The organism is Delftia sp. PX-1 (assembly GCF_055797465.1).
In genome coordinates this window covers 5,866,478-5,890,121 of record NZ_CP184763.1, presented here as the reverse complement: position 1 = coordinate 5,890,121, position 23,644 = coordinate 5,866,478, and the positions used below count along the sequence as shown (strand labels likewise).

The 23,644-nt window shown below is 69.9% G+C and carries 21 protein-coding genes; 16 read left to right on the top strand and 5 right to left on the bottom strand.

Features of this window, described 5'->3' with window-relative positions:
- The first annotated feature begins 300 nt into the window (after positions 1-300).
- Positions 301-2,271 carry a sigma-54-dependent Fis family transcriptional regulator gene (locus ACN20X_RS26915; RefSeq protein WP_473210053.1) on the top strand — a complete coding sequence of 657 codons (1,971 nt, stop codon included), beginning with the start codon at positions 301-303 and terminating at the stop codon, positions 2,269-2,271.
- Between the two features lie 15 nt (positions 2,272-2,286).
- On the opposite strand, the gene ACN20X_RS26910 is transcribed toward ACN20X_RS26915, so the two are convergent.
- Together ACN20X_RS26910 and ACN20X_RS26905 are read right to left on the bottom strand one after the other, a co-directional pair.
- Positions 2,287-3,705 (bottom strand): RtcB family protein, encoded by a 1,419-nt coding sequence (locus tag ACN20X_RS26910; RefSeq protein ID WP_312840238.1) that lies wholly within the window; start codon positions 3,703-3,705, stop codon positions 2,287-2,289.
- Between the two features lie 163 nt (positions 3,706-3,868).
- Positions 3,869-4,633 carry an IclR family transcriptional regulator gene (locus tag ACN20X_RS26905; protein ID WP_013800690.1) on the bottom strand — a complete coding sequence of 255 codons (765 nt, stop codon included), beginning with the start codon at positions 4,631-4,633 and terminating at the stop codon, positions 3,869-3,871.
- Between the two features lie 69 nt (positions 4,634-4,702).
- Between ACN20X_RS26905 and ACN20X_RS26900 the strand changes: the two genes are divergently transcribed.
- Entirely contained in the window at positions 4,703-5,890 is a 1,188-nt protein-coding gene (locus ACN20X_RS26900; RefSeq protein ID WP_043822119.1) for a M20 family metallopeptidase, read from the top strand.
- Positions 5,891-5,941: 51 nt separating this feature from the next.
- Entirely contained in the window at positions 5,942-6,946 is a 1,005-nt protein-coding gene (locus ACN20X_RS26895; protein ID WP_473210052.1) for a tripartite tricarboxylate transporter substrate binding protein, read from the top strand.
- 16 nt (positions 6,947-6,962) lie between these two features.
- On the opposite strand, the gene ACN20X_RS26890 is transcribed toward ACN20X_RS26895, so the two are convergent.
- Positions 6,963-7,817: a LysR substrate-binding domain-containing protein gene (locus ACN20X_RS26890; protein WP_061287320.1), complete on the bottom strand. Its 855-nt coding sequence runs from the start codon at positions 7,815-7,817 to the stop codon at positions 6,963-6,965.
- A gap of 131 nt (positions 7,818-7,948) precedes the next feature.
- Here ACN20X_RS26890 and ACN20X_RS26885 point away from each other — a divergent pair, with 131 nt between their 5' ends.
- The gene (locus ACN20X_RS26885) at positions 7,949-8,362 is read left to right on the top strand and encodes a VOC family protein (RefSeq protein WP_017406765.1); all 414 of its coding nucleotides are present in this window, start codon (positions 7,949-7,951) and stop codon (positions 8,360-8,362) included.
- Positions 8,359-9,312, top strand: coding sequence for a 2-hydroxyacid dehydrogenase (locus tag ACN20X_RS26880; protein ID WP_473210051.1), 954 nt, complete (start codon positions 8,359-8,361; stop codon positions 9,310-9,312). The genes ACN20X_RS26885 and ACN20X_RS26880 overlap by 4 nt, the downstream gene beginning before the upstream one ends.
- Positions 9,313-9,329: 17 nt before the next feature.
- Here the strand turns inward: ACN20X_RS26880 and ACN20X_RS26875 are convergent, their stop codons facing one another.
- The gene (locus ACN20X_RS26875) at positions 9,330-10,220 is read right to left on the bottom strand and encodes a LysR substrate-binding domain-containing protein (RefSeq protein WP_061287322.1); all 891 of its coding nucleotides are present in this window, start codon (positions 10,218-10,220) and stop codon (positions 9,330-9,332) included.
- 168 nt (positions 10,221-10,388) lie between these two features.
- Between ACN20X_RS26875 and ACN20X_RS26870 the strand changes: the two genes are divergently transcribed.
- Positions 10,389-10,784: a RidA family protein gene (locus ACN20X_RS26870; RefSeq protein ID WP_016445482.1), complete on the top strand. Its 396-nt coding sequence runs from the start codon at positions 10,389-10,391 to the stop codon at positions 10,782-10,784.
- An 86-nt stretch (positions 10,785-10,870) separates the two neighbouring features.
- Here the strand turns inward: ACN20X_RS26870 and ACN20X_RS26865 are convergent, their stop codons facing one another.
- On the bottom strand, positions 10,871-11,815 hold the full coding sequence (locus tag ACN20X_RS26865) for a LysR family transcriptional regulator (protein WP_013800697.1): 945 nt from the start codon (positions 11,813-11,815) through the stop codon (positions 10,871-10,873).
- A gap of 155 nt (positions 11,816-11,970) precedes the next feature.
- Between ACN20X_RS26865 and ACN20X_RS26860 the strand changes: the two genes are divergently transcribed.
- The 10 genes from ACN20X_RS26860 (at position 11,971) to ACN20X_RS26815 (ending at position 23,568) form a co-directional block, all read left to right on the top strand.
- On the top strand, positions 11,971-12,822 hold the full coding sequence (locus ACN20X_RS26860; protein WP_473210050.1) for a fumarylacetoacetate hydrolase family protein: 852 nt from the start codon (positions 11,971-11,973) through the stop codon (positions 12,820-12,822).
- A gap of 172 nt (positions 12,823-12,994) precedes the next feature.
- Positions 12,995-15,091, top strand: coding sequence for a hydantoinase/oxoprolinase family protein (locus ACN20X_RS26855; protein WP_099732820.1), 2,097 nt, complete (start codon positions 12,995-12,997; stop codon positions 15,089-15,091).
- The gene (locus tag ACN20X_RS26850) at positions 15,088-16,878 is read left to right on the top strand and encodes a hydantoinase B/oxoprolinase family protein (RefSeq protein ID WP_043790064.1); all 1,791 of its coding nucleotides are present in this window, start codon (positions 15,088-15,090) and stop codon (positions 16,876-16,878) included. The genes ACN20X_RS26855 and ACN20X_RS26850 overlap by 4 nt, the downstream gene beginning before the upstream one ends.
- Positions 16,879-16,886: 8 nt before the next feature.
- Positions 16,887-17,252: a hypothetical protein gene (locus ACN20X_RS26845; protein WP_034398970.1), complete on the top strand. Its 366-nt coding sequence runs from the start codon at positions 16,887-16,889 to the stop codon at positions 17,250-17,252.
- On the top strand, positions 17,249-18,334 hold the full coding sequence (locus ACN20X_RS26840; RefSeq protein ID WP_133073705.1) for a CobW family GTP-binding protein: 1,086 nt from the start codon (positions 17,249-17,251) through the stop codon (positions 18,332-18,334). Before ACN20X_RS26845 ends, ACN20X_RS26840 begins: the two co-directional genes overlap by 4 nt.
- 46 nt (positions 18,335-18,380) lie before the next feature.
- Positions 18,381-19,379: a tripartite tricarboxylate transporter substrate binding protein gene (locus ACN20X_RS26835; RefSeq protein WP_473210049.1), complete on the top strand. Its 999-nt coding sequence runs from the start codon at positions 18,381-18,383 to the stop codon at positions 19,377-19,379.
- A 79-nt stretch (positions 19,380-19,458) separates the two neighbouring features.
- Positions 19,459-20,577 carry a porin gene (locus ACN20X_RS26830; protein ID WP_046239867.1) on the top strand — a complete coding sequence of 373 codons (1,119 nt, stop codon included), beginning with the start codon at positions 19,459-19,461 and terminating at the stop codon, positions 20,575-20,577.
- Positions 20,578-20,708: 131 nt separating this feature from the next.
- A complete protein-coding gene (locus ACN20X_RS26825; protein ID WP_473210048.1) occupies positions 20,709-21,689 on the top strand; it encodes a quinone oxidoreductase family protein in 981 nt (326 codons plus the stop codon).
- Positions 21,686-22,681 carry a LysR family transcriptional regulator gene (locus tag ACN20X_RS26820; RefSeq protein ID WP_473210047.1) on the top strand — a complete coding sequence of 332 codons (996 nt, stop codon included), beginning with the start codon at positions 21,686-21,688 and terminating at the stop codon, positions 22,679-22,681. The genes ACN20X_RS26825 and ACN20X_RS26820 overlap by 4 nt, the downstream gene beginning before the upstream one ends.
- The gene (locus tag ACN20X_RS26815; RefSeq protein ID WP_046984933.1) at positions 22,678-23,568 is read left to right on the top strand and encodes a DMT family transporter; all 891 of its coding nucleotides are present in this window, start codon (positions 22,678-22,680) and stop codon (positions 23,566-23,568) included. The genes ACN20X_RS26820 and ACN20X_RS26815 overlap by 4 nt, the downstream gene beginning before the upstream one ends.
- Positions 23,569-23,644 lie beyond the last annotated feature (76 nt).

Here is a 23,644-nt window from a genome sequence, read left to right as displayed (position 1 = left end):
TTATGGGTCTGTTGTGATCGGGTGTGGATCGGGATATCCGGCCATGGCCGGACGGCAGACATGATTCAAAAGCCGTGCCAGCCCGCAGGCCGCAGGGCAGGTGCCCGCAAAGGCGCGCGGGACGTGGCTGCTGCGGGTATTCCCGTGCGCGTTCGCCCTGTGCCGTGACGTTGCGCAACAGGACAACTGTCCAGAAATGGAACAGTCGGGCGCCTGACCCGCCACTTGGCTTGCCCGGTGCCCGCCGGCCCCGCATACTGGCCCGCAACGCGGCGCAATGACGCCCGAGCAGGAGACAGCATGCAATCGAGAGCCTCCCTTGTGGCCTTGCGCCAGGCCCGTCACAGCCTGATGGAGTCGGGCCGCTGCCCCAGCGGCCTGGTGGACGAGCGCCTGGCGCGCTCGTGGCAGCGCTGCATCGAGCAGGGACTGCGTCCCACCGGGCGCCTGGGCGCCGCCGACAACCTGGAGCAGCATGCGCTGGGCGTGCTGCGCAGCCGCCACCATGCGCTGCTGGCGCATTCACGGCCCGTCATGGAATACCTGTCCGAGCAGGTGCGCGGCAGCCAGAGCGTGGTGGTGCTGGCCGGCCCCTGCGGCACCCTGGTGGATACCTGCGGCGACCCCTTCTTTCTGGGCAAGGCCGAGCGCGTGGCCCTGGCCAGCGGCGCGTCCTGGCATGAGGCGCAGCGCGGCACCAATGCCATCGGCACGGCACTGGCCGAGATGGACTCCATCGAAATCCAGGGCGGCGAGCATTTCCTGGAGCGCAACGGCTTTCTCACCTGCGCGGCCGCGCCCATCCTGTCGGGCACGGGCCAACTGCTGGGCATCCTGGACATCTCCAGCGAACATGGCCGGGACAGCCCGCACACGCTGGGCCTGGTCGGCACGGCGGCCCGCATGATCGAAAACCGCCTCATGGCCTGCGACGGCCAGCGCCACATCCGCCTGCACCTGCACGCGCGGCCCGAAGGCATTGGCACGGTGGGCGAAGGCATTGCGCTGATCTCGGGCGACGGCTGGGTGGTGGGTGCCAACCGCGCCGCGCTGGCCTTGCTGCGCCTGTCGCACGCGCAGCTGGGCAGCGTGGCGCTGGACCAGGTGCTGGACGCCAACCTGCAGGAGCTGCTGTCACGCCAGCACCGCCAGCCCGATGCGGCCCAGCCGCTGCGGCGCCATGACGGCACGGCGCTGTTCGGCCAGCTGGTGCCGGACCGGCGCACCATCATGGCGGGGGCGGCGGCGCATACAGTGCAGGAGGCGCTGGGAGCGCGGCAAGCGGGGGAAACACGGCAGGCCCCCCGCGATGCGCTGGCGCGGCTGGACACGGGCGATGCGCGCTGGCGTGCGGCGGCCGACAAGGCCCGGCGCGTGCTGGGCAAGCCGATTGCGCTGCTCATCCAGGGCGAGTCCGGCGTGGGCAAGGAATGGTTTGCGCGCGCGGCCCACGACAGCGGGCCACGCCGCGACGGCCCCTTCGTGGCCATCAACTGCGCGGCCATGCCCGAGTCGCTGATCGAGGCCGAGCTGTTCGGCTACCGCCAGGGCGCCTTCACGGGCGGGCGGCGCGAAGGACAGGCGGGCCTGCTGCGCCAGGCGCACGGCGGCACGCTGTTCCTGGACGAGATCGGCGACATGCCGCTGTCGCTGCAGACCCGGCTGCTGCGCGTGCTGCAGGAGCGGCAGGTGGTGCCGCTGGGCGGTGGCACGCCCGTTGCGGTCGATTTCGCGCTGGTCAGCGCCTCCAACCGCAGGCTGCGCGAGGATGCCGACCAGGGGCGCTTTCGTGCCGACCTGTACTACCGCATCAACGGCCTGGCCGTGGAGCTGCCGCCGCTGCGCGAGCGCGGCGACTTCGAGGCGCTGGCCGCGCGCATGCTGGCCGACATCGAACCCGCGCGCCCGCTGCGCATGGCACCGGCCCTGCTGGCGCAGCTGGCCGGCCATGGCTGGCCCGGCAATCTGCGCCAGTGCGCCAGCGTGCTGAGAACGGCCTGCGCCATGCTCGATCCCCATGAGGACTGCCTGCAGTGGCAGCACCTGCCCGACGACTTCCAGGCCGAGCTGGCGCAGACCGCCCGCAGCGGCCCCCGGCTCGACGCTGCGCCGCAGAGCCTGGATGAACTCTCGCGCTCGGCCGTGCGGCAGGCGCTGGAGAACTGCCGGGGCAATGTCACCCAGGCCGCGCGCATGCTGGGCATCAGCCGCCAGACGCTGTACCGCAAGCTGGCCCAGGACCGTGCGGCGGACGGCTTGCGGCTGCAGTGAGGCGCCTGCCGGTGCTCAGGCCTTGAAGGTGATCCAGGGCCTGAGCTTCACGGCGGCGTGGATCAGGCCGGCGGCCTCCTGCGACTCGATGACCGGGCCGATGGGCTTGTAGGCTTCGGGCGCCTCCTCGATGCGGCGCTCCTCGCGCAGCGTCACGCATTGCCAGCCCTGTTCGCCCGCATGGCCTGCGCGGGCTTCGGGGCGCAGCGCGCGCACGGCCTGGCGGCGCATGCGCCGCCCCGCGCCATGGCTGCAGGACCAGAGCCAATCGGCCGCGCCCAGGCCCGTGACCAGGTAGGAGGCATCGCCCATGGACCCCGGGATCAGCGCGAAGTCGCCCTCGTTGGCCGGCGTGGCGCCCTTGCGGTGGATGTTCATGCCGCCTTGCTGCAGGACCACGTTGTGCGGCACATCGACCACCAGGCGCGAATCCGCTGCGCCCACGATCTGCTCCAGGTCCTTGCGCACCAGCTCGGCCAGCACCACGCGGTTGGCCCAGGCATAGCGCGCCGCCACGCCCATGGCCTGCAGGTACTCGCCGGCCAGCGGACCCGACAGGCCGTACAGGCCGCTGGCAGGGTGCTTCACGCCTTGCGGCCACTCGGCCCGGGCGCGGTCCATCCAGGCCTGGCCCACGTAAAAGCCCAGGTCGCGCGAGCCGCTGTGGATCATCACCACCACGTCGCCCGCGCGCAGGCCGGCGCGGTAGGCCGCGTGGCGGTCCAGCACCTCATCGACCACCTGCAGTTCCACGAAATGGTTGCCCGATCCCACCGTGCCCAGGCACGGGTCGCGGAACACGGCATGGCGCTCCTGCAGATAGGCATGGGGCGCGTGGCGGGCGCTGCCAGCGAAGCTGTCCAGGCCGATGCAGGCGGCCAGTTCGCGGTGCAGGCGGTCCCTGTCGACATGGCCCCACAGGCCCTGGCCGCTCAGCCGGTCCACAAAGGCGGCCGGCCCGTGGTCGAACAGCGCGCGGAAGGCGGCCGTGGTCACGGGCACGTCGCGCCCGCTGCCCAGCAGGCTGGCGGTCAGCAAGTCCACCAGCCGGCCCTTGTGCGGTGCCAGCTGGTCCAGCCGGGCGCCCGTGGTCAGCAGGCGCACGCTGCAGTTGATGTCCGTGCCGATGGCGGCCGGAATGACGAAGTCCGATGGCGTGGCCACCACGCTGCCCACGGGCGCCACCGTGCCCGGATGGAAGTCGGGCGTGGCGCAGGCGCGGCAGACGGCGCCGTGGCTGCCCTGGCCGTCATGCCGGCGCACGGCGGCAAAGGCCAGCAACTGGCGCACGGCCTTGTCCTCCAGGGGAAGGCTGTCGGGAAGAAGAATGTGGGCCTCGGCCTGGCCATCGCGCACGTGGTAGATGCCGTCGCGATAGTCGAGAGAGATGCCCGTGCGTGCAAAGGCACGCTGGAGTCGTTGAGGAGTGCTCATGGCTGCAGATCCGCGAGGCCTGGTTGGCGCTCGCCGCATCCGATGGGTGTACGGACGATGAAAGACACCCGGGCGGCAAAGGCCCGGAAAACGTCTTTCCTGCAGCAGCTCGTTCAAGAAAGAAGGGGCGCAGTATAGCGGGATCCGCGCTGGACGGCAGGCGCTACGCGTTGCGCCGCTCGTACTGGGCGATGGCGTTGAGCAGCAGGGGCGAGAACTTCTTCGCGTAGTCGGCTCCACTCCACTGGCTTGACGATCCGCTCAGGTGCAGGGCGCCCAGCGGCACGCCGTCGGCATCGACCACGGCGGCGGCCAGCGCGACCTCGCCCATGATGAATTCATCGACCACCATGGCGTAGCCGCGCTCGCGCACCTTCTTCAGTTCCGCCTGGACGGCCTTGGCCGTGGTCAGCGTCCGGGGCGTGCTGGCCACCAGGCGGCCGGGGGCCAGCAGTTGCTCCACCTGCGCCTCGTCCAGCCGGGCCATCACGGCGCGCCCGCCTGCCGTGCATTGCAGGGGCACGCGCCGCCCGACCAGGGAGGCATGGTAGTGCTCGGTGCTGGTCTGGTGGCGCAGCACATGCACCAGCCAGTCGCCGTCGCGCAGCGACAGGCTGATCTTCTGCTCCGTGTCCTTGGACAGCTGCAGCAGCAGGGGGTTGAGCGCCTCGGCCAGCGCATGGGTGCGCAGGAAGTGGAAGGTCAGGTCCAGCACGCCCGGCCCCAGCCGGTAGCGGCGGGTCTGGCTGTTTTGCTGCAGGTAGCCCTCGGCGCTGAGGGTGTAGGCGTAGCGCTGGGCGGCGCTCTTGTCCAGGCCGCTGCGCTCCATGATTTCCGTGAGGCTCAGGTCGCCCGCCGCGCCCTTGAAGCAGTCCAGCACGCGGAATGCCTTGCCCACGGAACCCACATACAACGCGTTTTCGATCATCGTTTTACCTGATTGTGAATCTGAAGTATTAAATAACAATACCAAGTATTAAAAATATGGAGACAGCGGATGCCACAGCAAGCCATTGTCAGTGCGGACCGGGCGGTCGGCGCGTCGGAGTGGATCAAGGGCCAGCGGGAGAACATGCTTTCGCTGCTGGCGGACATCGTCAACATCGACTCGGGCAGCTTCGACAAGCCTGGCGTGGCGCGCGTGTTCCGGCGCCTGGAGGCCTTTTTCCTGAGCCAGGGGCTGCAGGTCAGCCCGCATTTCGTCGATGGCGTGGAGGCGGCGATCTCGGTGACCGTGAACGCGGGCAGCACCGTGGGCAGGCCCGTGCTGCTGATGGGGCACTGCGACACGGTCTTCCCTGAAGGCGAGGCCGCGCGCAGGCCGTTCCGCATCGAAGGCGGCAGGGCCTACGGCCCGGGCGTGGCCGACATGAAGTCGGGCATCGTCATGAACGCCTTCCTGCTGGCTGCGCTGGCCCACAGCGCGGAGCCCGCGCCCGAGGTCACGGGCCTGTTCACCTGCGACGAGGAAATCGGCTCCCCCCTGAGCAAGTCCGTCATCGAGCCCTTTGCGCGCAAGGCGGGCTTTGTCTTCAATGCGGAGCCGGGCCGGCCTTCGGGCAACGTGGTCACGGGCCGCAAGGGCGGTGTGTTCTTCGGCGTGGAGATCGAGGGCAAGGCGGCGCACTCGGGCGCCAACTTCGCCGAGGGCATCAGCGCCATCTCGGAGCTGGCGCACAAGGTGGTGGCGCTGGACGCGCTTACCGACCTGGACAAGGGCGTCACGGTCAACGTGGGCCTGGTGTCGGGCGGCCTGTCGGTGAACACGTCGGCGCCGTCGGCCAAGGCGGCCATCGACCTGCGCATTTTCGATCTGGACCAGCGCGAGTCCCTGGTGGGCCGCATCCGCTGCATCTGCGACAAGTCCTTCATCCAGGGCACGCGCTCCACGCTGAACATCACCGGCGAGTTCCGCCCCTTCGTTCCCACGCCACAGTCGCAGCAATTGTTCGAGCTGTACCAGGCCGAGCTGGGCGCGCTGGGCCACAAGGCCGAGGGCGAGTTCAGCGGCGGCTGCGCGGACTCGGGCGTGACCTCCAGCCTGGGCGCCATCACGCTGTGCGGCACCGGCCCCGTGGGCGGCAAGTTCCACACCACCGACGAGTACTGCGAGGTGGACACCATCGTCCCGCGCGGCCTGGCGGTGCTCCACACCATTGCGCGCCTGCCCCACGCCCGGTGGTAGGGCGCGCCTGATTCCCGCCTTCCCCCTCAAGCCACTGCCTGGTGCACTTTCATGAATCCACTTGCCTTGCCCACACGCCGCTCGCTCCTGAAAATCGCCGCCGGCCTGCCGCTGGCGCCCCTGCTGCTGCAGCCCGCCGCGGCCTCGGCGCCCGGCCCGGTCAGCCTGATGGTGCCCTACCCGGCAGGCGGGCCCAGCGACGTCAGCGCCCGCATCCTGAGCAAGCCCATAGGCGAGGGACTGGCGGCCAAGGTGATCGTGGAGAACCTGGGCGGCGCCACGGGGACGATTGCTGCATCCAAAGTGCTGGGCGCCAGGGCCGACGGCAGCATGTTCTTCCAGGGCACGCAAAACGAACTCATCCTGCCGCCGCTCACCAACAAGGCCGTGCGCTACCAGCCCGATGCGTTCGAGAACCTGCAGTACATCACCGTCACCCACCTGGTGCTGCTGGTGCGCTCGGGCCTGCCGGCCCGGAACATGCAAGAGTTCCTGGCGCTGGCGCGCTCGCGCAACGAGAGCAATTCGCTGACCTACGGCTCGGTGGGCGTGGGCTCGCTCTACCACCTGATCACCGAGTACATGGGCAAGGTGGTGAAGGTGCCGTTCACCCACGCGCCCTATGCGGGCACGGCGCCCGTGATCCAGGATCTGGCCGGCGGCCAGATCGACTTCAGCATCATGCCGTTCCAGGCGTCCATGCTGGAGATGATCCGCACCGGCCGCTTCCGGGCGCTGGCCGTGCTGTCGCGCAACCGGCCTGCGGTGCTGTCGGCCGTGCCCAGCATCACCGAAGTGCCGGCGCTGCGCGATTTCGAGTACGCCAGCCTGGCGGGCTACTTCGTCAAGCGGGGCACGCCGCAGGACGTCAAGCAGCGCCTGAACCAGGCCATCGGCCAGGCCCTGCTGGACCCGCAGGTCATCGCCAAGCTGGAGGCCGACGGCCGTGATGTCGCCAAGCCCATGGGCCTGGACGATGCGGCGGCCGCCTATTCTCGCGAGATCGCCAAGTACCGCGAGATGATCCGCGTCACGGGCTACGTGCAGGCGGATTGAGAACGGAAGCCGCAACCTACGCGAGTGCGCCCTCCAGCAGCTCGGCCATGCGCGGCAGGTCGGGATCGGCGCTGGTCACCAGCCAGATGGCGCGCTCATAGGCGGCGCCCGCAATGGGCAGCATTCGGCAGTCGCCCATGAAGCGCTCCAGGCCTGTCCAGTGCGGCACCAGGCCCACGCCCATGCCGTCGGCGGCCAGCATGGCAATGGCCTCCAGCGCGTCCAGGTCGCACAGCACCGCAGGCTCCAGCCCCTGGTCGGCCAGCCAGTCGGCCGCATGGCGGCCTCCCCAGGCATCGGGGTCGTAGCGTATGTAGGGCAGGCTGCGCAGCAGCGCGGCAGGCCGGCCGCGTGCCTGGGGCGGTGCCAGCAGCACCAGCGGCTCGCGGCGCAGCTGCACGCTGCGCAGCGCCTTGGGCAGTTCAAAAGGGGGCGCCACGATGACGGCGGCATCGAGCTCGCCGGCCTGCAGCATCTGGAACAGCGCGCGCGAGGTGCCCGGCACGATGACGGGCCGGCACTGTGGCGCCGCCTGCGTGAGCTTGCGCAGCGCAGCCGGCAGCATGCCGGTGAGCGCGGTCGAGATGGCGCCGATGCGCAGCGTGCCGGCCAGGCCATCGGCGCTGGCATCGCTGCCCAGCAGCGCGGCCTCGCGCACCAGGCGCCGCGCGCGCGGCAGCAGGGCCACGCAGGCCTGGGTGGGGCGGGCCGCATGGCCGCTGCGCGAAAGCAGGGCAAAGCCCAGCTCGCGCTCCAGCGCCTGCACGCGCTGGCCCACGGCGGCGGCGGTCAGGTGCTCGGCGCGCGCCGCATCGGCGATGGAGCCGCTGTCCACCACGGCGATCAGGCTCTTGAGATAGCGGGTCTCCAAAAGATTTCCTTGGGGATTGCAAAGAAATCAACGCTATCACTTTTGAAAAGCCTCTGCTAGGCTCGCGCCACCCACGGCAGGCCACGGCCTGCGAACCTGCCTGCACCACAAGCACAACCAAAGGATCAGCCATGCGCACCAGTTTCCACCTTGCCTACCATGTCCGCGATCTGGACGAAGCGCGCGCCTTCTACGGCACGCTGCTCGGCTGCCAGGAAGGCCGCAGCACCGAGACCTGGGTGGACTTCGACTTCTTCGGCCACCAGATCTCGCTGCACCTGGGCGATCCCTTCCCGGTCACGAACACCGGCCGCGTGGGCGACCACATGGTGCCCATGCCCCACCTGGGCCTGGTGATGGCCATGGACGACTGGAAGGCCCTGGCCGCGCGGCTGTCGGGCGGCGTGGTGGATTTCGTGCTGCAACCCGGCATCCGCTTCGAGGGCGAGCCCGGCGAGCAGGCCACCATGTTCTTCCGCGACCCCAGCGGCAATCCCATCGAGGTCAAGGGCTTCGCCGATCTGGACAAGGTCTTCGCCAAATGAGCGCCTCGTTCCCCCCGCTTCCTTTCGTCTGCGCACCCGGCTACCCGGCCGCCCAGGCCTGGCTGCAGGCCCTGCAGGCGGCCCTGCCCGAGGAGCGCGTGGTGGCGCTCGATACGCTGGATGCCGACCAGCGCGCGGCCTGCGAGGTCGCCATCGTCGCCAACCCCCAGCCCGCCGACCTGCGCACGCTGCCGCGCCTGCAATGGGTGCACAGCGTCTGGGCCGGCGTGGAGCGCCTGGTGGCCGACCTGGGCGATACCGACCTGCGCATCGTCCGCCTGGTGGACCCGCAACTGGCCGACACCATGGCCGAGGCCGTGCTGGCCTGGACCCTGTACCTGCACCGCGACATGCCGCGCTATGCCCGCCAGCAGGCCGCGCGCCAATGGCTGGCACATGACGGCGTGCGCGCGCAGGACAGGACGGTGTCGCTGCTGGGCCTGGGTGCACTGGGCGAAGCCAGCGCGCGGCGGCTGCTGGCGGCAGGCTTCAAGGTGCGCGGCTGGAGCCGCACGCCCAGGCAGATGGAAGGCGTGCAATGCCATGCGGGTGATGCCGAGCTGCCGGCCATGCTGGCGCAGACCGACATCCTCGTATGCCTGCTGCCGCTCACGCCGCAGACGCGCGGCCTCGTCGGCGCGCAGGCGCTGGCCGCGCTGCCCGCCCATGCCTCGCTGATCAACTTTGCGCGCGGCCCCATCGTGGACGATGCCGCGCTGCGCGCCGCCCTGGACGGCGGCCGCCTGGCCCATGCCGTGCTGGATGTGTTCGACCAGGAGCCCCTGCCCGAAGCGTCCTGGCAATGGGCGCACCCCGCCGTGACCGTGCTGCCCCACATCTCGGCACCCACGGACCGCGCGACGGCATCGGCCATCGTGGCGGGCAACATCCGGCGCTGGCGCGCCAGCGGCGAGCTGCCGCAGGCGGTGGACGCGGCACGGGGCTACTGAGGGCGGCTACGGTTCGGCTACGGCAAGGCCATGGACTGGCTTCTGAGCCAGTCCATGACGGCGCGCACATGGGGGCCCGGCTCCCGTTGCTCGCCCACGGCCAGATGGTAGGTATGGCCGGTGATCGAGGGGCCGAAGGGCTGCAGCAGGTGGCCGGCCGCAATGTCCTCGGCCACCAGGGCCAGGCTCACCAGGGCAATGCCATGGCCGGCAATGGCCGCCTGGATGGCATGGCCCTCGTCGGAAAAGCGCAGTTGCCCCGCCGGTGAATTCCAGGCCAGGCCTGCCTCGTCAAACCAGCGCTCCCAGGTGGGATTGCTGGCGTGCGCCGTCTTCCAGTCAAAGCGGATCAGCGGCAGGCGGGCCAGGTCGGCCGGACCCAGCACGCCCAGCCGGGGATTGGCCACGGGCGCAAAGCGGTCGCTGAACAGGGGCTCGGCCACCAGGCCAGGATAGGGGCCGCGCCCGTAGCGCACGGCGATATCGACGGCATGGGAGCGCAGGTCCACCACATCGTCCGAGGCCTGCAGTTGCAGGTCCACCTCCGGGTGCATCGCGCGGAAGCTGGCCATGCGCGGCACCAGCCATTTCACGGTGAACGCATTGGTGGCCGAGATGCTGACCTGGGCGCGCAGGCGCTTTTGCAGCAGGCGCTCCAGCGTGGCGGCAAAGGCGTCGAAACCGTCGCGCAGCACCGGATAGAGCTGGGCGCCGGCCTCGGTCAGCACCACCTTGCGTACCTGGCGATCGAACAGCGCCAGGCCCAGCTGTTCCTCCAGCGCGCGGATCTGGTGGCTGATGGCCGTGGGTGTCACGGCCAGGTCGTCGGCGGCCTGCTTGAAGCTGCCCAGGCGGGCGGCGGCCTCGAAGGCGCGCAGTGCGGAAAGCGGCAGCTGGTTGCGTTGCATGAGGGCTGGAGGATGCAAGGGGCGGGTGAGGAATGGGGTGAGGAATGGGGTGAGGAAAACTCATCTTATGCCTGACAAATGAACCTTTGTCGCAATCATCCGGCTTCCCTATCGTCCACCCATGCCCCAAGCGCGATCCTGCCGGGGATGGATGAAGGAAATGAAACCATGCTGCACCGTGTCACCACACAACCCGACCCCTACGAGCCGTTTTTGCTGTCGCAAGGCATTCGCTTTGGCGAGCTGCTGTTCATCTCCGGCCAGGCTGGCGCCGGAGACGATGGCCGCATCGTGCCGGGCGGCTTCCTGGCCCAGGGCCGGCAGGCGTTTGCCAATCTGCGCCGCGCGCTGGAGGCGGGCGGCTCCAGCCTGAAGGACGTGATCAAGGTCACCATCTTCGTCACCGACATGGGCCACTTCGACGAGGTGGTCGCCCTGCGCCGCGAGTTCTTCGGCGCCCCCTATCCGGCCGACACGATTGCCCAGATCCAGGCGCTGTACGACCCGGCGGCCATGATCGAGATCGAGGCCATTGCAGCCGTGCGTGATGGCCAGGCCCGCTGACATGGTTGCGGCCGTTCTGTTCCGATGGCCTGGCCACGGCGTGCATGGCCGACGACTGGAGCCGATGGGGCCGATATCTGATCCCTTCAACCGCCGAGCAGTCCCGAGGTGCTCAGCGGCCCCGGCGACAGCTGCTGCCCCCAGGCCTGCGTCAAGGCCTCGATGGCATCGCCCACCACGCGGCAGGCCTGGGTGAGCTTGCCGTGCCGGGGCAGGGCCAGCGTCACATGGCGCACCAGGCCGGGGTTGACCAGGCGGCTGGCCTGCAGCCGGCCCTGGCGCAGTTCGGCATCGATGGAGTACGGGCCGATCACCGAATAGAGGCCGGGCGCGTGGGCCACGAGTTCCTTTTGCACGGTCAGCGAGTCGGCCTCGGCGGCCGCCGCGAGCCGAAAGCCGTGGCTGTGCGCGGCCTCATCGAGCGCATCGCGCCAATGGCTGGGGCGTCGCGGCAGCACCAGCTGCAGGCCGTCGAGCGCGGCGAACTCCGTGGTGGGCGCCAGGGTCAAGGGGTCGCCTGGGCGCGACACCAGATAGCTGTGCGCGGTGCTCAGCAGCCGCTCGTCGCCGCCGGCCGGGCGCGCGAAGCGAAAGAGGATGGCCAGGTCCACCGCGCCGCTGTCCAGCAGCGCGTCGAGCTCCGTGCCCTGGGCCTCGGTGATGTTCAGGCGTATGCCGGGGTGCTCGCGCTGCAGCCAGTCGAACACATGCGTCATCAGCGGGTGCGCGGCCGAGGGCACGATGCCCAGCCGCACCTCGCCCCATAGCTGGCCTGCGTCCGCACGCAGCGTTTCCTGTAATTGCTCGGTTTCCTGCAGCCAGCTGCGCAGCCGCAGCGCGGCCCGCGCGCCCAGCGGCGTCAGCGTGACGCCCCTGCCCGTGCGCCGCAGCAAGGGGCCGCCCAGAGACGCTTCGAATTCGCTGATCTGCCGGCTGATGTGCGACTGCACGGTGTGCCGCCGTGCCGCGACCTTGCTGATGCTGCCGGCTTCGGAGACCTCGAGGAAGAGCTTGACGCTGGGCAGGTGCATGGTGGTTACCCGGTTGAGGTATGCCTGATGAGGCAATTCTGAAAGCCTGAAATTCTATCTATCCAGATATCAACGGGATTTCTACAGTGCAGTCATGCCTTGCCAATGGCCTTGCCCTGGCAGGTTTTCCAGACACCGAACCTAAGGAAAATCCGTTGAAACTCGCCAGCTTCATCCATGCCGGACAGCCCCGCTACGGGCAGGTTCTGGCCGAGCGCTTCCTGCTGCCGCCCGCCGACTTTCTCGCCCGCCATCCCGACCTGCTGTCCGTGCTGCGCGCACAGGCGCTGGGCGAGCTGAAGCAGGCCCTGCAGGCCGGCGCCGTGCCCGTCGATGCGGCGCAGACCCAGGCGCTGCCCGTCATCCCCAACCCCGGCAAGCTCATCTGCGTGGGCCTGAACTACAAGACCCATGTGGCCGAGACGCGGCGCGCCGACAGCGAGCACCCGTCGCTGTTCCTGCGCTTCAACGACAGCCTGGCCGCCGATGGCGACGAGCTGCTGCGCCCGGCCTTCTCGGAGCGTTTCGACTGGGAGGGCGAGCTGGCCTTCGTCATCGGCCGGGGCGGGCGCCACATTGCAAAGGAAGATGCCTTCGACCACATCGCCGGCTATGCCTGCTTCAACGATGTGAGCGTGCGTGACTGGCAGCGCCATACGCACCAGTTCACGCCCGGCAAGAACTTTCCCGGCACGGCGCCCTTCGGCCCCTGGCTGGTCACGCGCGACGAGGTGGCCGACGTGCGCAGCCTGGCGCTGCAGACCCGCCTGAACGGCAGCGTGATGCAGCAGGCCAGCCTGGGCGACCTGATCTTCGACATCCCCACCATCGTGGCCTATGTGTCGCGCTTCACGCCGCTGTCGCCCGGCGACGTGATCGCCACGGGCACGCCGGGCGGCGTGGGCGACCGCCGCGAGCCGCCTATGTACATGAAGCATGGCGATGTGGTCGAGGTCGAGATCACGGGCCTGGGCGTGCTGCGCAACCGTATCGGCACTGATGTCTGAGATGACTCCCCCTGAGTCGCTTCGCGCCTTCCCCCTCTCTCGCTTCGCGGGAGGGGGACGACACCCTCGGTGCGGGGCGGCCCTTCCTCGGTGTCCCTCGCTTTGGGGCACGCCGGTTTCAAGGACTGTGGGCGGCGCATGGCGCTGTGAATAACTGTCTCTGGAGAATTTCATGGATAACCAACAAGCGATTTCGCAGCGGCCCCGGCTGCGCATTGCCGTCGATATCGGCGGCACCTTCACCGACATGGCGGCGTTCGACGAGGCCAGCGGCCGGCTGCTGTTCGGCAAGGCCCTGTCCACGCATGGCGAGCTGGTCAACGGCATCCAGGCCACGATAGACAGCGCAGGCATCGACTGGCGCGACGGCCATCTGTTCCTGCACGGCTCCACCATTGCCATCAACACGCTGCTGGAGCGCAATGGCGCCCACACCGCGCTGCTGATCACCGAGGGCTTCCGCGACATCTACGAGATCGGCCGCGTGAACCGGCCCGATGCCTACAACCTGTTCTTCAACAAGCACCAGCCGCTGGTGCGGCGCTCGCTGCGCCATGAGGTGTCCGAGCGCCTGCGCGCCGACGGCAGCCTGCACAAGCCGCTGGACGAGGCAGCCGTGCGCGAGCTGGCCCGCGAGCTGGCAGGGCAGGGCGTGGAGGCCGTGGCCGTGCTGCTGCTGCATTCCTACCGCAACCCGGCGCACGAGCAGCGCGTCAAGCAGATCCTGCAGGAAGAGATGCCGGGCGCCTTCGTCTGCGCCTCGCACGAGCTGTCGCAGGAGTACCGCGAGTTCGAGCGCGTGTCCACCGCCGTGGCCAATGCCTATGTGGGGCCGCGCGTGTCGCAGTACCTGGGCCAGCTGGAGAGCCACCTGGGCGGCAAGGGCTTCGAGGGCGATTTCTACATCGTGCAGTCCACGGGCGGCCTGTTCCCGGTCGAGCATGCCAAGGTGGGCTGCGTGCGCATGCTCGAATCGGGTCCGGCGGCCGGCGTGATCGGCGCCCAGGCCATCTGTGCGCAACTGGGCATGGGCGATGCCATCGCCTTCGACATGGGCGGCACCACGGCCAAGGCCGGCGTGATCAGCGAAGGCCGGCCGCTGACCACGGGCTCGGCGCTGATCGGCGGCTACGAGCAGGCCCTGCCGATACAGATCCCGATGATGGACATCCACGAAGTGGGCACGGGCGGCGGCTCCATCGCCCGCGTGGAGACGGGCAACGCGCTGCGCGTGGGCCCGCAGAGCGCCGGCTCCATCCCCGGCCCCGTGGCCTATGGCCGTGGCGGGCTGGAGCCCACGGTGACCGACGCCAACCTGGTGCTGGGCCGGCTGGACGCGGAGCATTTCCTGGGCGGCGAGCTGCAGCTGGACATGGACGCCTGCCAGCGCCAGATGGCCGAGCGCGTGGCGACCCCGCTGGGCCTGGAGCCCACCGAGGCGGCCGACGGCATCCTGCGCATCGCCGTGACGCAGATGTCGCATGCCGTCAAGGCCGTGACCACCGAGCGCGGCCTGGATGCGGGCAGCTTCACCATGGTCGTCTACGGCGGCGCGGGGCCGCTGCACGCCTCGGCCATTGCGCGCGAGATCGGCATCCGCAAGGTGCTGATCCCCTATGCGCCCGGCTATTTCTCGGCCTACGGAATGCTGTTCTCCGACCTGCGCTACGACTACGTGCGCTCGGTGTTCCGCAAGCTGGGCGAGGTGTCCTTCGAGGAGATCGAGGCCGCCTACCAGAGCATGGAGGACGAGGGCCGCGCCGCGCTGGCGCAGTCCGGCATCGCGCCGGACGGCATCGTGATCGAGCGCGCCGCCGACATGCGCTACGTGGGCCAGGAGCATGCGGTGACCGTGGACCTGCCCATGGCCTTCTTCGAGGGCCGGGACCGCTCGGCCATCAAGCGCCAGTTCGACGAGCTGCACAAGGTGCGCTACGGCACCTCGGCCCCGCAGGAGCCGGCCGACCTCGTGAGCCTGCGCGTCACGGTGCTGGGCACGATGAAGAAACCGCCCAGGCACAGCGTGGAACGCGGCAGCGCCGAGCCCAGCCGTGCCTCCGTGCGCACGGTCAAGCCCGTCTATTTCCGCTCCAGCGGCTGGGTGGACACGCCGGTGCATCTGCGCGAGCGCCTGCTGGCGGGCAACGAGATCGCGGGGCCCGCGCTGATCGAGGAACACGCATCCACCACCGTCGTGCAGCCCGGCGACCGGCTGCGCGTGGACGAACTGGGCAATCTGCAAATCGACATCGGGAGCGACCGCACATGAACCACCCCACTGACTCCAGGCCCGTCGATCCGGTCACCGTCGAGATCATCCGCAACGGCCTGTACGCCGTCACGGAGGAGATGAAGACCAACCTGACGCGCACGGCCTACAACCTCATCATCTACGAGGCGCTGGACTTCACGGTCGGCCTGTTCACGCGCGAGGGCGACACGGTGTCCATCGGCCTGGGCCTGCCCATGTTCATCCGCGGCATGTCGGAGACGGTCAAGGCCAAGATCCGCCACTTCGGCTACGAGAACATCCTGCCCGGCGACATCCTGGTCACCAACGATGCCTACACCACCGGCAGCCACCTGAACCACTTCACGTTCACCATGCCGGTGTTCCATGAGGGCCGGCTCGAAGGCTTCACCTGCTGCATGGCCCACTGGCTGGACGTGGGCGGCACGCTGGGCAACGTCACCACGGACATCTTCAGCGAGGGGATACAGATCCCCATCATGAAGTACCAGCGCCAGGGCGAGGTCAACCAGGACCTGATCGACATCATCGCGATGAACGTGCGCCTGGCCGAGCGGGCCCTGGGCGATCTGCGCGCGCAGATCACGGCCATCACCACGGGCGAGCGCCGCTATGTGGAACTGCTGCAGCGCTATGGCGTGGATGCGGTCAACGGCGCCATCGCGCAGATCATGGATTCCAGCGAGGCCGTGGCGCGCAAGAACACGCTGTCGATTCCCGATGGCGTGTACGAGGCCGAGTCCTTCATGGACGACGACGGGCTGGACATCGGCAAGCGCATTCCCATCCGCGTCAAGGTCACGGTGCAGGGCGACGAGATGACGGTGGACCTGTCGGACGTCTCCAAGCAGGTGCGCGGCTTCTACAACTCGGGCTTCACCACGGGCATCGCCTGCGCGCAGGTGGCCTACAAATGCCTCACCACGCCGACCGACTACCCGGTCAACGACGGGAGCTTTCGGCCGCTCAAGGTGATCATGCCCATGGGCACGGTGATCAGCGCCGAGAGGCCGTATCCCATGCGCGTGTGGATGACCTTCCCCATGACGGTGATCGACACCATCTTCAAGGCCCTGGCGCCGGCGATTCCCGACCGCTCCATCGCGGGCCACCATGCGGACCTGGTGTTTCCCAACATCCATGGCATCTCGCCCGAGGACGGGCGGCTGTTCATCGTCGGCATCGGCCCGCTGGGCGGCGGCTGGGGCGCCAAGAGCCGTGAGGACGGCGTGTCCGTCACCGTCTGCATCAATGACGGCGACACCCACAACAGCCCCACCGAGCAGCTCGAGGCCAAGTACCCGGTGCTGGTGGAGAAGTACGAGATCCGCCAGGACTCGGCCGGCGCGGGCCAGTACCGGGGCGGCCTGGGCGCGGAGATGGTGGTGCAGGCGCTGTCGCCCTTCACCGTCACCACGCGCATCGACCGCGTGCACTGCAAGCCCTGGGGCCTGGAGGGCGGCGGTGACGCCATGGGCAACGGCCTGGCCGTGCGCCACAAGGGCGAGTGGAAGACCGACCATGCCAACGCCAAGATCTTCAACGTGCGCCTGGAACGCGGCGATGCCTACCGCATGCTGTCGGGCGGCGGCGGGGGCTTTGGCGACCCGCTGGCGCGCGAACTGGACAAGGTGGCCGAGGACGTGCGCGAAGGCTATGTGAGCGCCCAGGTGGCCCGCGAGGTCTACCGCGTGGCGCTGGACAGCCAGGGACAGGTGGACCACGAGGGCACGCAGGCGCTGCGCAGCGGCAGGTCTCCGTCGGCCGCAACGGCAACCTCAGCCGTGGCCTGGGACGGGCAGTGAGCACGGCCATGGCCTCCGACCACGCCCTGCAGGCCGGCCGGCTCTGGGACCTGTGGTGCGCCCTGGCGCTGCGCCATGTCGCCCTGGGCGGTGCCTGCGCCTGCGGGGCGGGCGGCATCAGCCTGCGGCTGGAGGACTTCGAGCTGGACATCGTGGACTACCTGCAGGACGGGGGCGAGCGCTGCGAGCAGCCCGAGGTGGCGGCCTGGTTCCGTGCCCGGCCCGCAGCCGGGCAGGGCGCGCAGCCGCTGCGCGGCCTGCTCGATGCACTGGGCTCGGACGAGGTGCCGCAGGCCGTGGCGCAGTGGGCGCTGGCGCGGCTGGAGCGCACGCTGCGCTCGTTCGCCGAGGTGCATGGTGGGGTGGCGTCATGAGCGGGCATTTCTCCAGCCTGCTGGCCCTGCCCGAAGCGGCGGGCCAGCGCATTCCGGTCACCGTGCTCACGGGCTTCCTGGGCAGCGGCAAGACCACGCTGCTCAACCGGCTGCTGGCGCTGCCGGACCTGCACGGGACGGCCGTCATCGTCAACGAGTTCGGTGCGGTCGGCATCGACCAGGACCTGACCAGCCTGGCCTGCGAGGACACGGTGCTGCTGGCCAATGGCTGCCTGTGCTGCAGCGTGCGCGGCGATCTGGTGGAGGCGCTGGAGCGCCTGGCCCTGCGCGAACAGGGCGCGCCGCTCCGCGTGCTGATCGAAACCAGCGGCCTGGCGGACCCGGGGCCGATACTGCGCTCCTTCCTGGGCGAGCCCGCCGTGCGCGCGCGCTATGCGCTGGCCGGCGTGGCCTGCACGGTCGATGCCGTGCTGGGCAGCGCCACGCTGGCAGGCTATCCCGAAGCCGTGCGGCAACTGGCCGTGGCTGACCTGGTGCTGCTGACCAAGACAGACTTGCTGGGCGGCGCACAGCCCGCTGCGCAACTGCTGGCCCAGGTGCAGGCCATCAACGGCGAGGCGCCGCAAGGCATGGACCCCGGCCACCATGTGGCGCTGCTGCAGCGGCTGATGTCGGAAGGCGCGACGGGGCAGGAGGACGCCGCTGCGGGCATGCTCCAGGCACCCGGCTACCGGGCCATGGCTCCGGTGACAGCTCCGGTGACTGCGCCGGCAGGCACGCACCGCGACGGCATCTCGTCCTTTGTGCTGCAGCGCGACGAGCCCCTGCCCGCGCAGGCGTTCGGCGAATGGATGGACTGGGTCACGGCCATGCGCGGCGATGACCTGCTGCGCGTCAAAGGCATCGTGCACCTGCAGGAGCACCCGGACCAGCCCCTGGTCATCCATGGCGTGCAGCACCTGTTCGCCCCGCCGCAGACGCTGCCCCGCTGGCCGGGTGCCGACCGGCGCACGCGCATCGTCTTCATCACGCGGGGGCTGGATGCCCAGGCCCTGGACGACACGCTGAGCGTGCTGGTGCGCAGGCACAGGCGGCGCGCGCCGAATCAGGACCCGGGCTGAGCCACGCAACGGCCCGCCCATTTTCAAAAGAAACAGGAGACAAAGCATGAAAACTCTGACACGGCTGAAGGGGCCGGTGCTGGGCGCCTTACTGGGTGCGCTGGCTGCCTTGCCCATCGCCAGCATGGCCTCGTCCAGTGCGCCCGCCGCCTTTCCCGAGCCGGGCAAGATGGTCAAGGTCATCGTCCCCTTTGTGGCGGGCGGCGGCGTGGACAGCGCGGCGCGCCTGTTTGCCGAGCAGTTGCGCAAGCAGCTGGGCACGACGGTCATCGTCGAGAACCGCGTGGGCGGCAGCGGCGTGGTGGGGGGCCGTGCGGTGCTGGCGGCTGCCCCCGATGGCTACACCCTGCTGTTCTCGGCCGCCACGCATGTGCTGGCCAAGCAGGTGCTGGCCCATCCGCCCTATGACCCGCAGACCGACTTTGTCCCCGTGGCGCGCGTGGGCGAGGCGCCGCTGATGCTGGTGATATCGCCGCAGCTGCCCCACAGCAAGCTGGGCGAGGTGCTGGCCGCAGGCGCCAAGAGCACGTGGACGGCGGCCATTCCCGCCGTGGGCGCACCCAGCCACCTGGCCACGCTGCTGCTGGCCCAGCAGGGCCGCATGCGCCTCGAGTACGTGCCCTACAAGGGCACGCAACCCGCGCTGGTGGATGTGGGCGGCGGCCATGTGGACCTGCTGCTCGACTCCATGGTCTCCGTGCTGCCGCTGGCCAAGGCCGGCAAGGTGCGGCCGATTGCCATCACCTCCGGCAAGCGCAGTCCGCTGGCGCCCGAGGTGCCCACCATGCAGGAAAGCGGCCTGCCGCGGTTTGCCTACACGTCCTGGTACGGACTGTGGGCGCCCAGGGACACGCCTGCCGACCGGGTGCAGCGGCTGAACCAGGCCTCCAACGCGGCGGTGGCCGAGCTGGCCAGGTCCGGCGCCTTCGCGAGCCTGGGCATCGACACGGTTTCGGAGAGCACCGAGCAGTTCAAGCGCTTCATCGCCGCCGATGTGGTGCAGAGCGCCGCGCTGCTCAAGGGCGCGGGCTTCAAGCCCGAGTAGCCGGGCAGACCCCGGCACAAGCCCGAGAAAGAGCAAAGAGCAAAGAGCAAAGCAAAGCAAAAAATCACAAGGAGACAACATGCAGGTTTTCATACGCCAGGCCCTGGCCGCCTCGCTGGGGCTGGCCGCCGCGCATGCGGGCGCGCAGTCCTCGGTATCGATCTCGGGCACCGTCGATGTGAGCGTCAGGCAGGTGCGCAACCAGGGCCTGGGAACGGTCACCTCGCAGGCCAGCGGCGCCAACTCCACCAGCAAGCTGGTATTGCGGGGGCAGGAGGACCTGGGCGACGGCCTGAGCGCGGGCTTCTACCTGGACGGCAGCCTGCTGGCCGACACCGGCGCCATGGGCGCCAGCGGCCCGTTCTGGGACCGGCGCTCCACGGTCAGCCTGGCCTCGCGCCAATGGGGCGAGCTGCGGCTGGGGCGGGACTGGGTGCCCACGCACCTGGTGTGGAGCGGCTTCGATCCGTTTGCCACGCTGGGCATCGGCAGCGCCAATGGCTTTCGCTCATTCACGGCTTCCCGCGCGCTGGGCCAGGCCTTCGGCACGGCGCCGGAGTCGCAGGCGGCCAATCCCACGCTGCGCGTGAGCAATGCGGTGGAGTATTTCCTGCCGGCCGGCCTGGGCGGGCTGCAGGGCGTGTCCGGCAGCCTGATCGCCACCTTGGGCGAGAAGGGCGCCACGGCGGCAGGCCAGACGCGCGGCAACGGCTTTCGGCTGGGGTGGGCGGGCGCGGGCTGGAACGTGGCGGGCGCGCAGTTCACCACGCGCAACACCCTGAGCGGCATCCATTTCAAGGACCAGAGCTACGGTGTCTCCTACGACTTCGGCTGGCTCAAGGCCAGCCTGGCCCAGCGCCGCTGGGTGCATGGCGTGGACCGCACGGTCAACACCCTGGTGGGCATGAGCGTTCCCGTGGGCAGCGGCGTGGTCAAGCTCAGCTACGTCAAGGCCGACCAGAAGGGCGCGACGGCGGCGCAAAGCGCCAGCGATGCCGACCTGTGGGCGCTGGGCTATGTGCACTCGCTGTCGCGGCGCACGGCGCTGTACGCGCATGCGGCCCGCATGTCCAACCGCAATGGGGCGGCCTTCGCCATTGCCGGGGGTGCGGCAGTCAGCGGCAATCCGGCCGCGGCCAATTACTTTGGCGGGCGCGCCTCCACGGCCTTCGAGCTGGGCATCCGGCACGACTTCTGACGGGCAGCGTGGGCGGCGTGCGCGCTGGTTCGTGGTCATTGCTGCACCCCATGCAGCAGTGAACTGCACGCCGGCCTATTGCTGCCGTCAATCGCTTCTTCTACGCTGCACCCATTTCACGGAGCAGCGAGATGAATCCATTGATCAAGGTCCGCATGGACGCCGCAGGCACCCCCGACGCCATGCGCCTGGAGCCGGTCGAGGTGCAGGCGCCCGGCCCCGGCCAGGTCTGGCTGGAGCAGACGGCCATCGGCGTGAACCCGCTGGACGTGAGCCAGCGCAAGGGCGCGGTCGCCATCGCCTTTCCCTCGGGCCTGGGGCTGGAGGGCGCGGGGCGGGTGGCCGCCGTGGGCGAGGGCGTGACGAATGTGGCCGTGGGCGAGCGCGTGGGCTACGCCACGGGGCCGCTGGGCGCCTATGCCAGCGCCCGCCTGTATCCGGCCGAGCGCCTGGTGAAGCTGCCCGATGCGCTGCCTGACGACGCGGCGGCGGCCGTGCTGTTCAAGGGCATCACGGCGCAGTACCTGCTCAAGACCACCCATGCCGTGGGCCCCGGCAGCCGCATCGTGATCTATGGCGCCGCCGGTGCGCTGGGCCAGTTGATGTGCGCCTGGGCCAGGCACCTGGGCGCCCTGGTGATCGGCGTGGTGTCCAAGGCAGCCAGCGTGGAGCGCGCGCGGGCGGCCGGCTGCGACGAGGTCTTCGTGTTCGATGCGGCCACGCTGCCGGGCCAGGTGCTGCAGGCCACCGGGGGCCTGAAGGCCGACGTGGTCTACGACCCCATCGGCCGCACGACGCTGGGCGCCTCGCTGGACTGCCTGCGCCCGCGCGGCCTGCTGGTGTCCTTCGGCGCGACCTCCGGCCTGCCCGATCCCATCTCGGTGGCCACGCTCAATGCCAAGGGCTCGCTGTTCCTCACGCGCCCCTCGCTGGCCGCGCACACGGCCACGGCAGCCGACTACCAGGAGCGCGCACGGGACGTGCTGGCCGCCGTGGCGGCCGGCATCATCGTGCCCGGCGTCTGGCGCCGGTATGCGCTGGCGGAGGTGGCGCAGGCGCATGGCGATCTGGAGCAGGGACGCTCCCAAGGTGCGATCATCCTGACCCCATGAACCTTCTGGACAGCCAGCACGCCGATGAACTGGCGGCCCTGGTGGCGCTGCATGAACAAGGCTCCTTCGCTGCGGCGGGGCGGGCCTTGCTGCGCCATCCGTCCGTGCTGTCCAAACGCCTGAACGCGCTGGAGACCCGTCTGGGCGTGCGGCTGGTGGAGCGCAGCACACGCCATCTGCACCTGACCGACGAGGGCCTGCGCCTGGTGGACAAGGTGCGCCAGGCGGCCGGCCTGATCGCCGATGCCCAGAAGGAGGCCGCCCAGGGCGCCTCGCAGGCCCGGGGCCGGCTGCGGCTGTCGCTGCCGGCCGCCATGGGACGGCGCTGGCTCAGCCCGCTGCTGGCCGAGTTTGCGCTGGCCCATCCGCAGATCGTGCTGGAGGTGGAGTATGCGGACCGCTTCGTGGACATCGTGGGCGAGCGCTTCGACGCGGCGGTGCGCATAGGCCGGCTGGCGGACAGCCGGCTCGTGGCGCTGCGGCTGGGCGGGCACCAGCGCATCCTGGGCGCCGCGCCCGCCTACCTGCAGGCCCACGGCACGCCGGTGCACCCCGAGGACCTGGCGGCGCACCGCTGCCTGGGCTTCACGGGGCTGCAGTCGTTTCCGCAATGGGAGCTGGTGCACGGTGGCGCATCGGGCGATGTACCGCAAGGCCAGGCCCGGCACACCGTGCTGGTGCGCGGCCCCATGGTCAGCAATGACAGCGAGGCCCTGCTCACGGCCGCCGTCATGGGCGTGGGCATTCTGGCCGGCGGCGACTGGCTGATGAGCGAGCACATGGCCGCAGGCCGGCTGGTGCGGGTGCTGCCGCAATGGCGCCTGGATGGCGCCTCGGGCATCTACTTCGTGCGGCCCTCGGCGGCGTTCAGCAGCGCGGCCATGACGGCGCTGCGCGACTGCCTGGTGCGGTGGTTTGCCACGCGCAGCCCCTGGCGCACGGGGCATGACACACTGGCGCCGCCCCTATCGTCTTGCGCATCCGCTACATGACCCAAAGACCCTCGCCGCCCGCCTTGGCGGCCGCCTTGCTTCCCTGGCTGTTCGTGTTGCTGTGGAGCACGGGCTTCATCGGCGCCAAGTTCGGCCTGCCCTATGTGGAGCCGCTGACCTTTCTGACGCTGCGCTATGCCATCGTCCTGGTGCTGATGGCGGCGGTGGCCCTGGTGCTGCGCGCGCCCTGGCCACGGTCGGCACGCCAGTGGCTGCACATTGGCGTGTCAGGGCTGTTCGTGCATGGCGTGTACCTGGCCGGGGTGTTCACGGCCATCGCCCACGGCCTGCCTTCGGGCGTGACGGCCCTGGTGGTGGGGCTGCAGCCGCTGATCACGGCCCTGGTGGCCGGCACCTTGCTGGGCGAGTCCGTGCGGCCCCGGCAGTGGGCCGGGCTGGCGCTGGGCTTCACGGGCGTGGCCCTGGTGGTGGCGGGCAAGATCGCCTCGGTGCCGGTCCATGCCCTGCTGGCCATGCTGGTGCCGGCCGTGGTGGCGCTGGCCGGCATCACGGCCGGCACGCTGTACCAGAAGCGGTTCTGTCCCTCGTTTGATCTGCGCACGGGCTCGGTCATCCAGTACCTGCCCTGCCTGGTGGCGACGGGGGCGCTGGCCCTGGCCACGGAAACCATGCAGGTGCGCTGGAGCGGCGAGTTCCTGTTTGCGCTGGGCTGGCTGGTGCTGGTGCTGTCCGTGGGCGCGGTCAGCCTGCTCAACCTGCTGATACGCCGGGGCGGCGCCGTGCACGTGGCCAGCCTGTTCTACCTGACGCCGCCGGCCACGGCCCTGATCGCCTGGGCCATGTTCGGCGAGACGCTGGGCGGCCTGGCGCTGGCGGGCATGGCCTTGACGGCAGCCGGCGTATGGCTGGCGCGCCAGGGGCGCTAGCTTGCCCCGCAAGCCGCGGGCAGGGCATGCGCAAAGGCGGGATACTGCGGCACTGTCAGCCCACGAATACCGGATT

Coding starts and splice junctions, on each gene's coding strand:
- ACN20X_RS26915 (WP_473210053.1), top strand. CDS start 301: ATGCAATCGAGAGCCTCCCTTGTGGCCTTGCGCCAGGCCCGTCACAGC.
- ACN20X_RS26910 (WP_312840238.1), bottom strand. CDS start 3,705: ATGAGCACTCCTCAACGACTCCAGCGTGCCTTTGCACGCACGGGCATC.
- ACN20X_RS26905 (WP_013800690.1), bottom strand. CDS start 4,633: ATGATCGAAAACGCGTTGTATGTGGGTTCCGTGGGCAAGGCATTCCGC.
- ACN20X_RS26900 (WP_043822119.1), top strand. CDS start 4,703: ATGCCACAGCAAGCCATTGTCAGTGCGGACCGGGCGGTCGGCGCGTCG.
- ACN20X_RS26895 (WP_473210052.1), top strand. CDS start 5,942: ATGAATCCACTTGCCTTGCCCACACGCCGCTCGCTCCTGAAAATCGCC.
- ACN20X_RS26885 (WP_017406765.1), top strand. CDS start 7,949: ATGCGCACCAGTTTCCACCTTGCCTACCATGTCCGCGATCTGGACGAA.
- ACN20X_RS26880 (WP_473210051.1), top strand. CDS start 8,359: ATGAGCGCCTCGTTCCCCCCGCTTCCTTTCGTCTGCGCACCCGGCTAC.
- ACN20X_RS26875 (WP_061287322.1), bottom strand. CDS start 10,220: ATGCAACGCAACCAGCTGCCGCTTTCCGCACTGCGCGCCTTCGAGGCC.
- ACN20X_RS26870 (WP_016445482.1), top strand. CDS start 10,389: ATGCTGCACCGTGTCACCACACAACCCGACCCCTACGAGCCGTTTTTG.
- ACN20X_RS26865 (WP_013800697.1), bottom strand. CDS start 11,815: ATGCACCTGCCCAGCGTCAAGCTCTTCCTCGAGGTCTCCGAAGCCGGC.
- ACN20X_RS26855 (WP_099732820.1), top strand. CDS start 12,995: ATGGATAACCAACAAGCGATTTCGCAGCGGCCCCGGCTGCGCATTGCC.
- ACN20X_RS26850 (WP_043790064.1), top strand. CDS start 15,088: ATGAACCACCCCACTGACTCCAGGCCCGTCGATCCGGTCACCGTCGAG.
- ACN20X_RS26845 (WP_034398970.1), top strand. CDS start 16,887: ATGGCCTCCGACCACGCCCTGCAGGCCGGCCGGCTCTGGGACCTGTGG.
- ACN20X_RS26840 (WP_133073705.1), top strand. CDS start 17,249: ATGAGCGGGCATTTCTCCAGCCTGCTGGCCCTGCCCGAAGCGGCGGGC.
- ACN20X_RS26835 (WP_473210049.1), top strand. CDS start 18,381: ATGAAAACTCTGACACGGCTGAAGGGGCCGGTGCTGGGCGCCTTACTG.
- ACN20X_RS26830 (WP_046239867.1), top strand. CDS start 19,459: ATGCAGGTTTTCATACGCCAGGCCCTGGCCGCCTCGCTGGGGCTGGCC.
- ACN20X_RS26825 (WP_473210048.1), top strand. CDS start 20,709: ATGAATCCATTGATCAAGGTCCGCATGGACGCCGCAGGCACCCCCGAC.
- ACN20X_RS26820 (WP_473210047.1), top strand. CDS start 21,686: ATGAACCTTCTGGACAGCCAGCACGCCGATGAACTGGCGGCCCTGGTG.
- ACN20X_RS26815 (WP_046984933.1), top strand. CDS start 22,678: ATGACCCAAAGACCCTCGCCGCCCGCCTTGGCGGCCGCCTTGCTTCCC.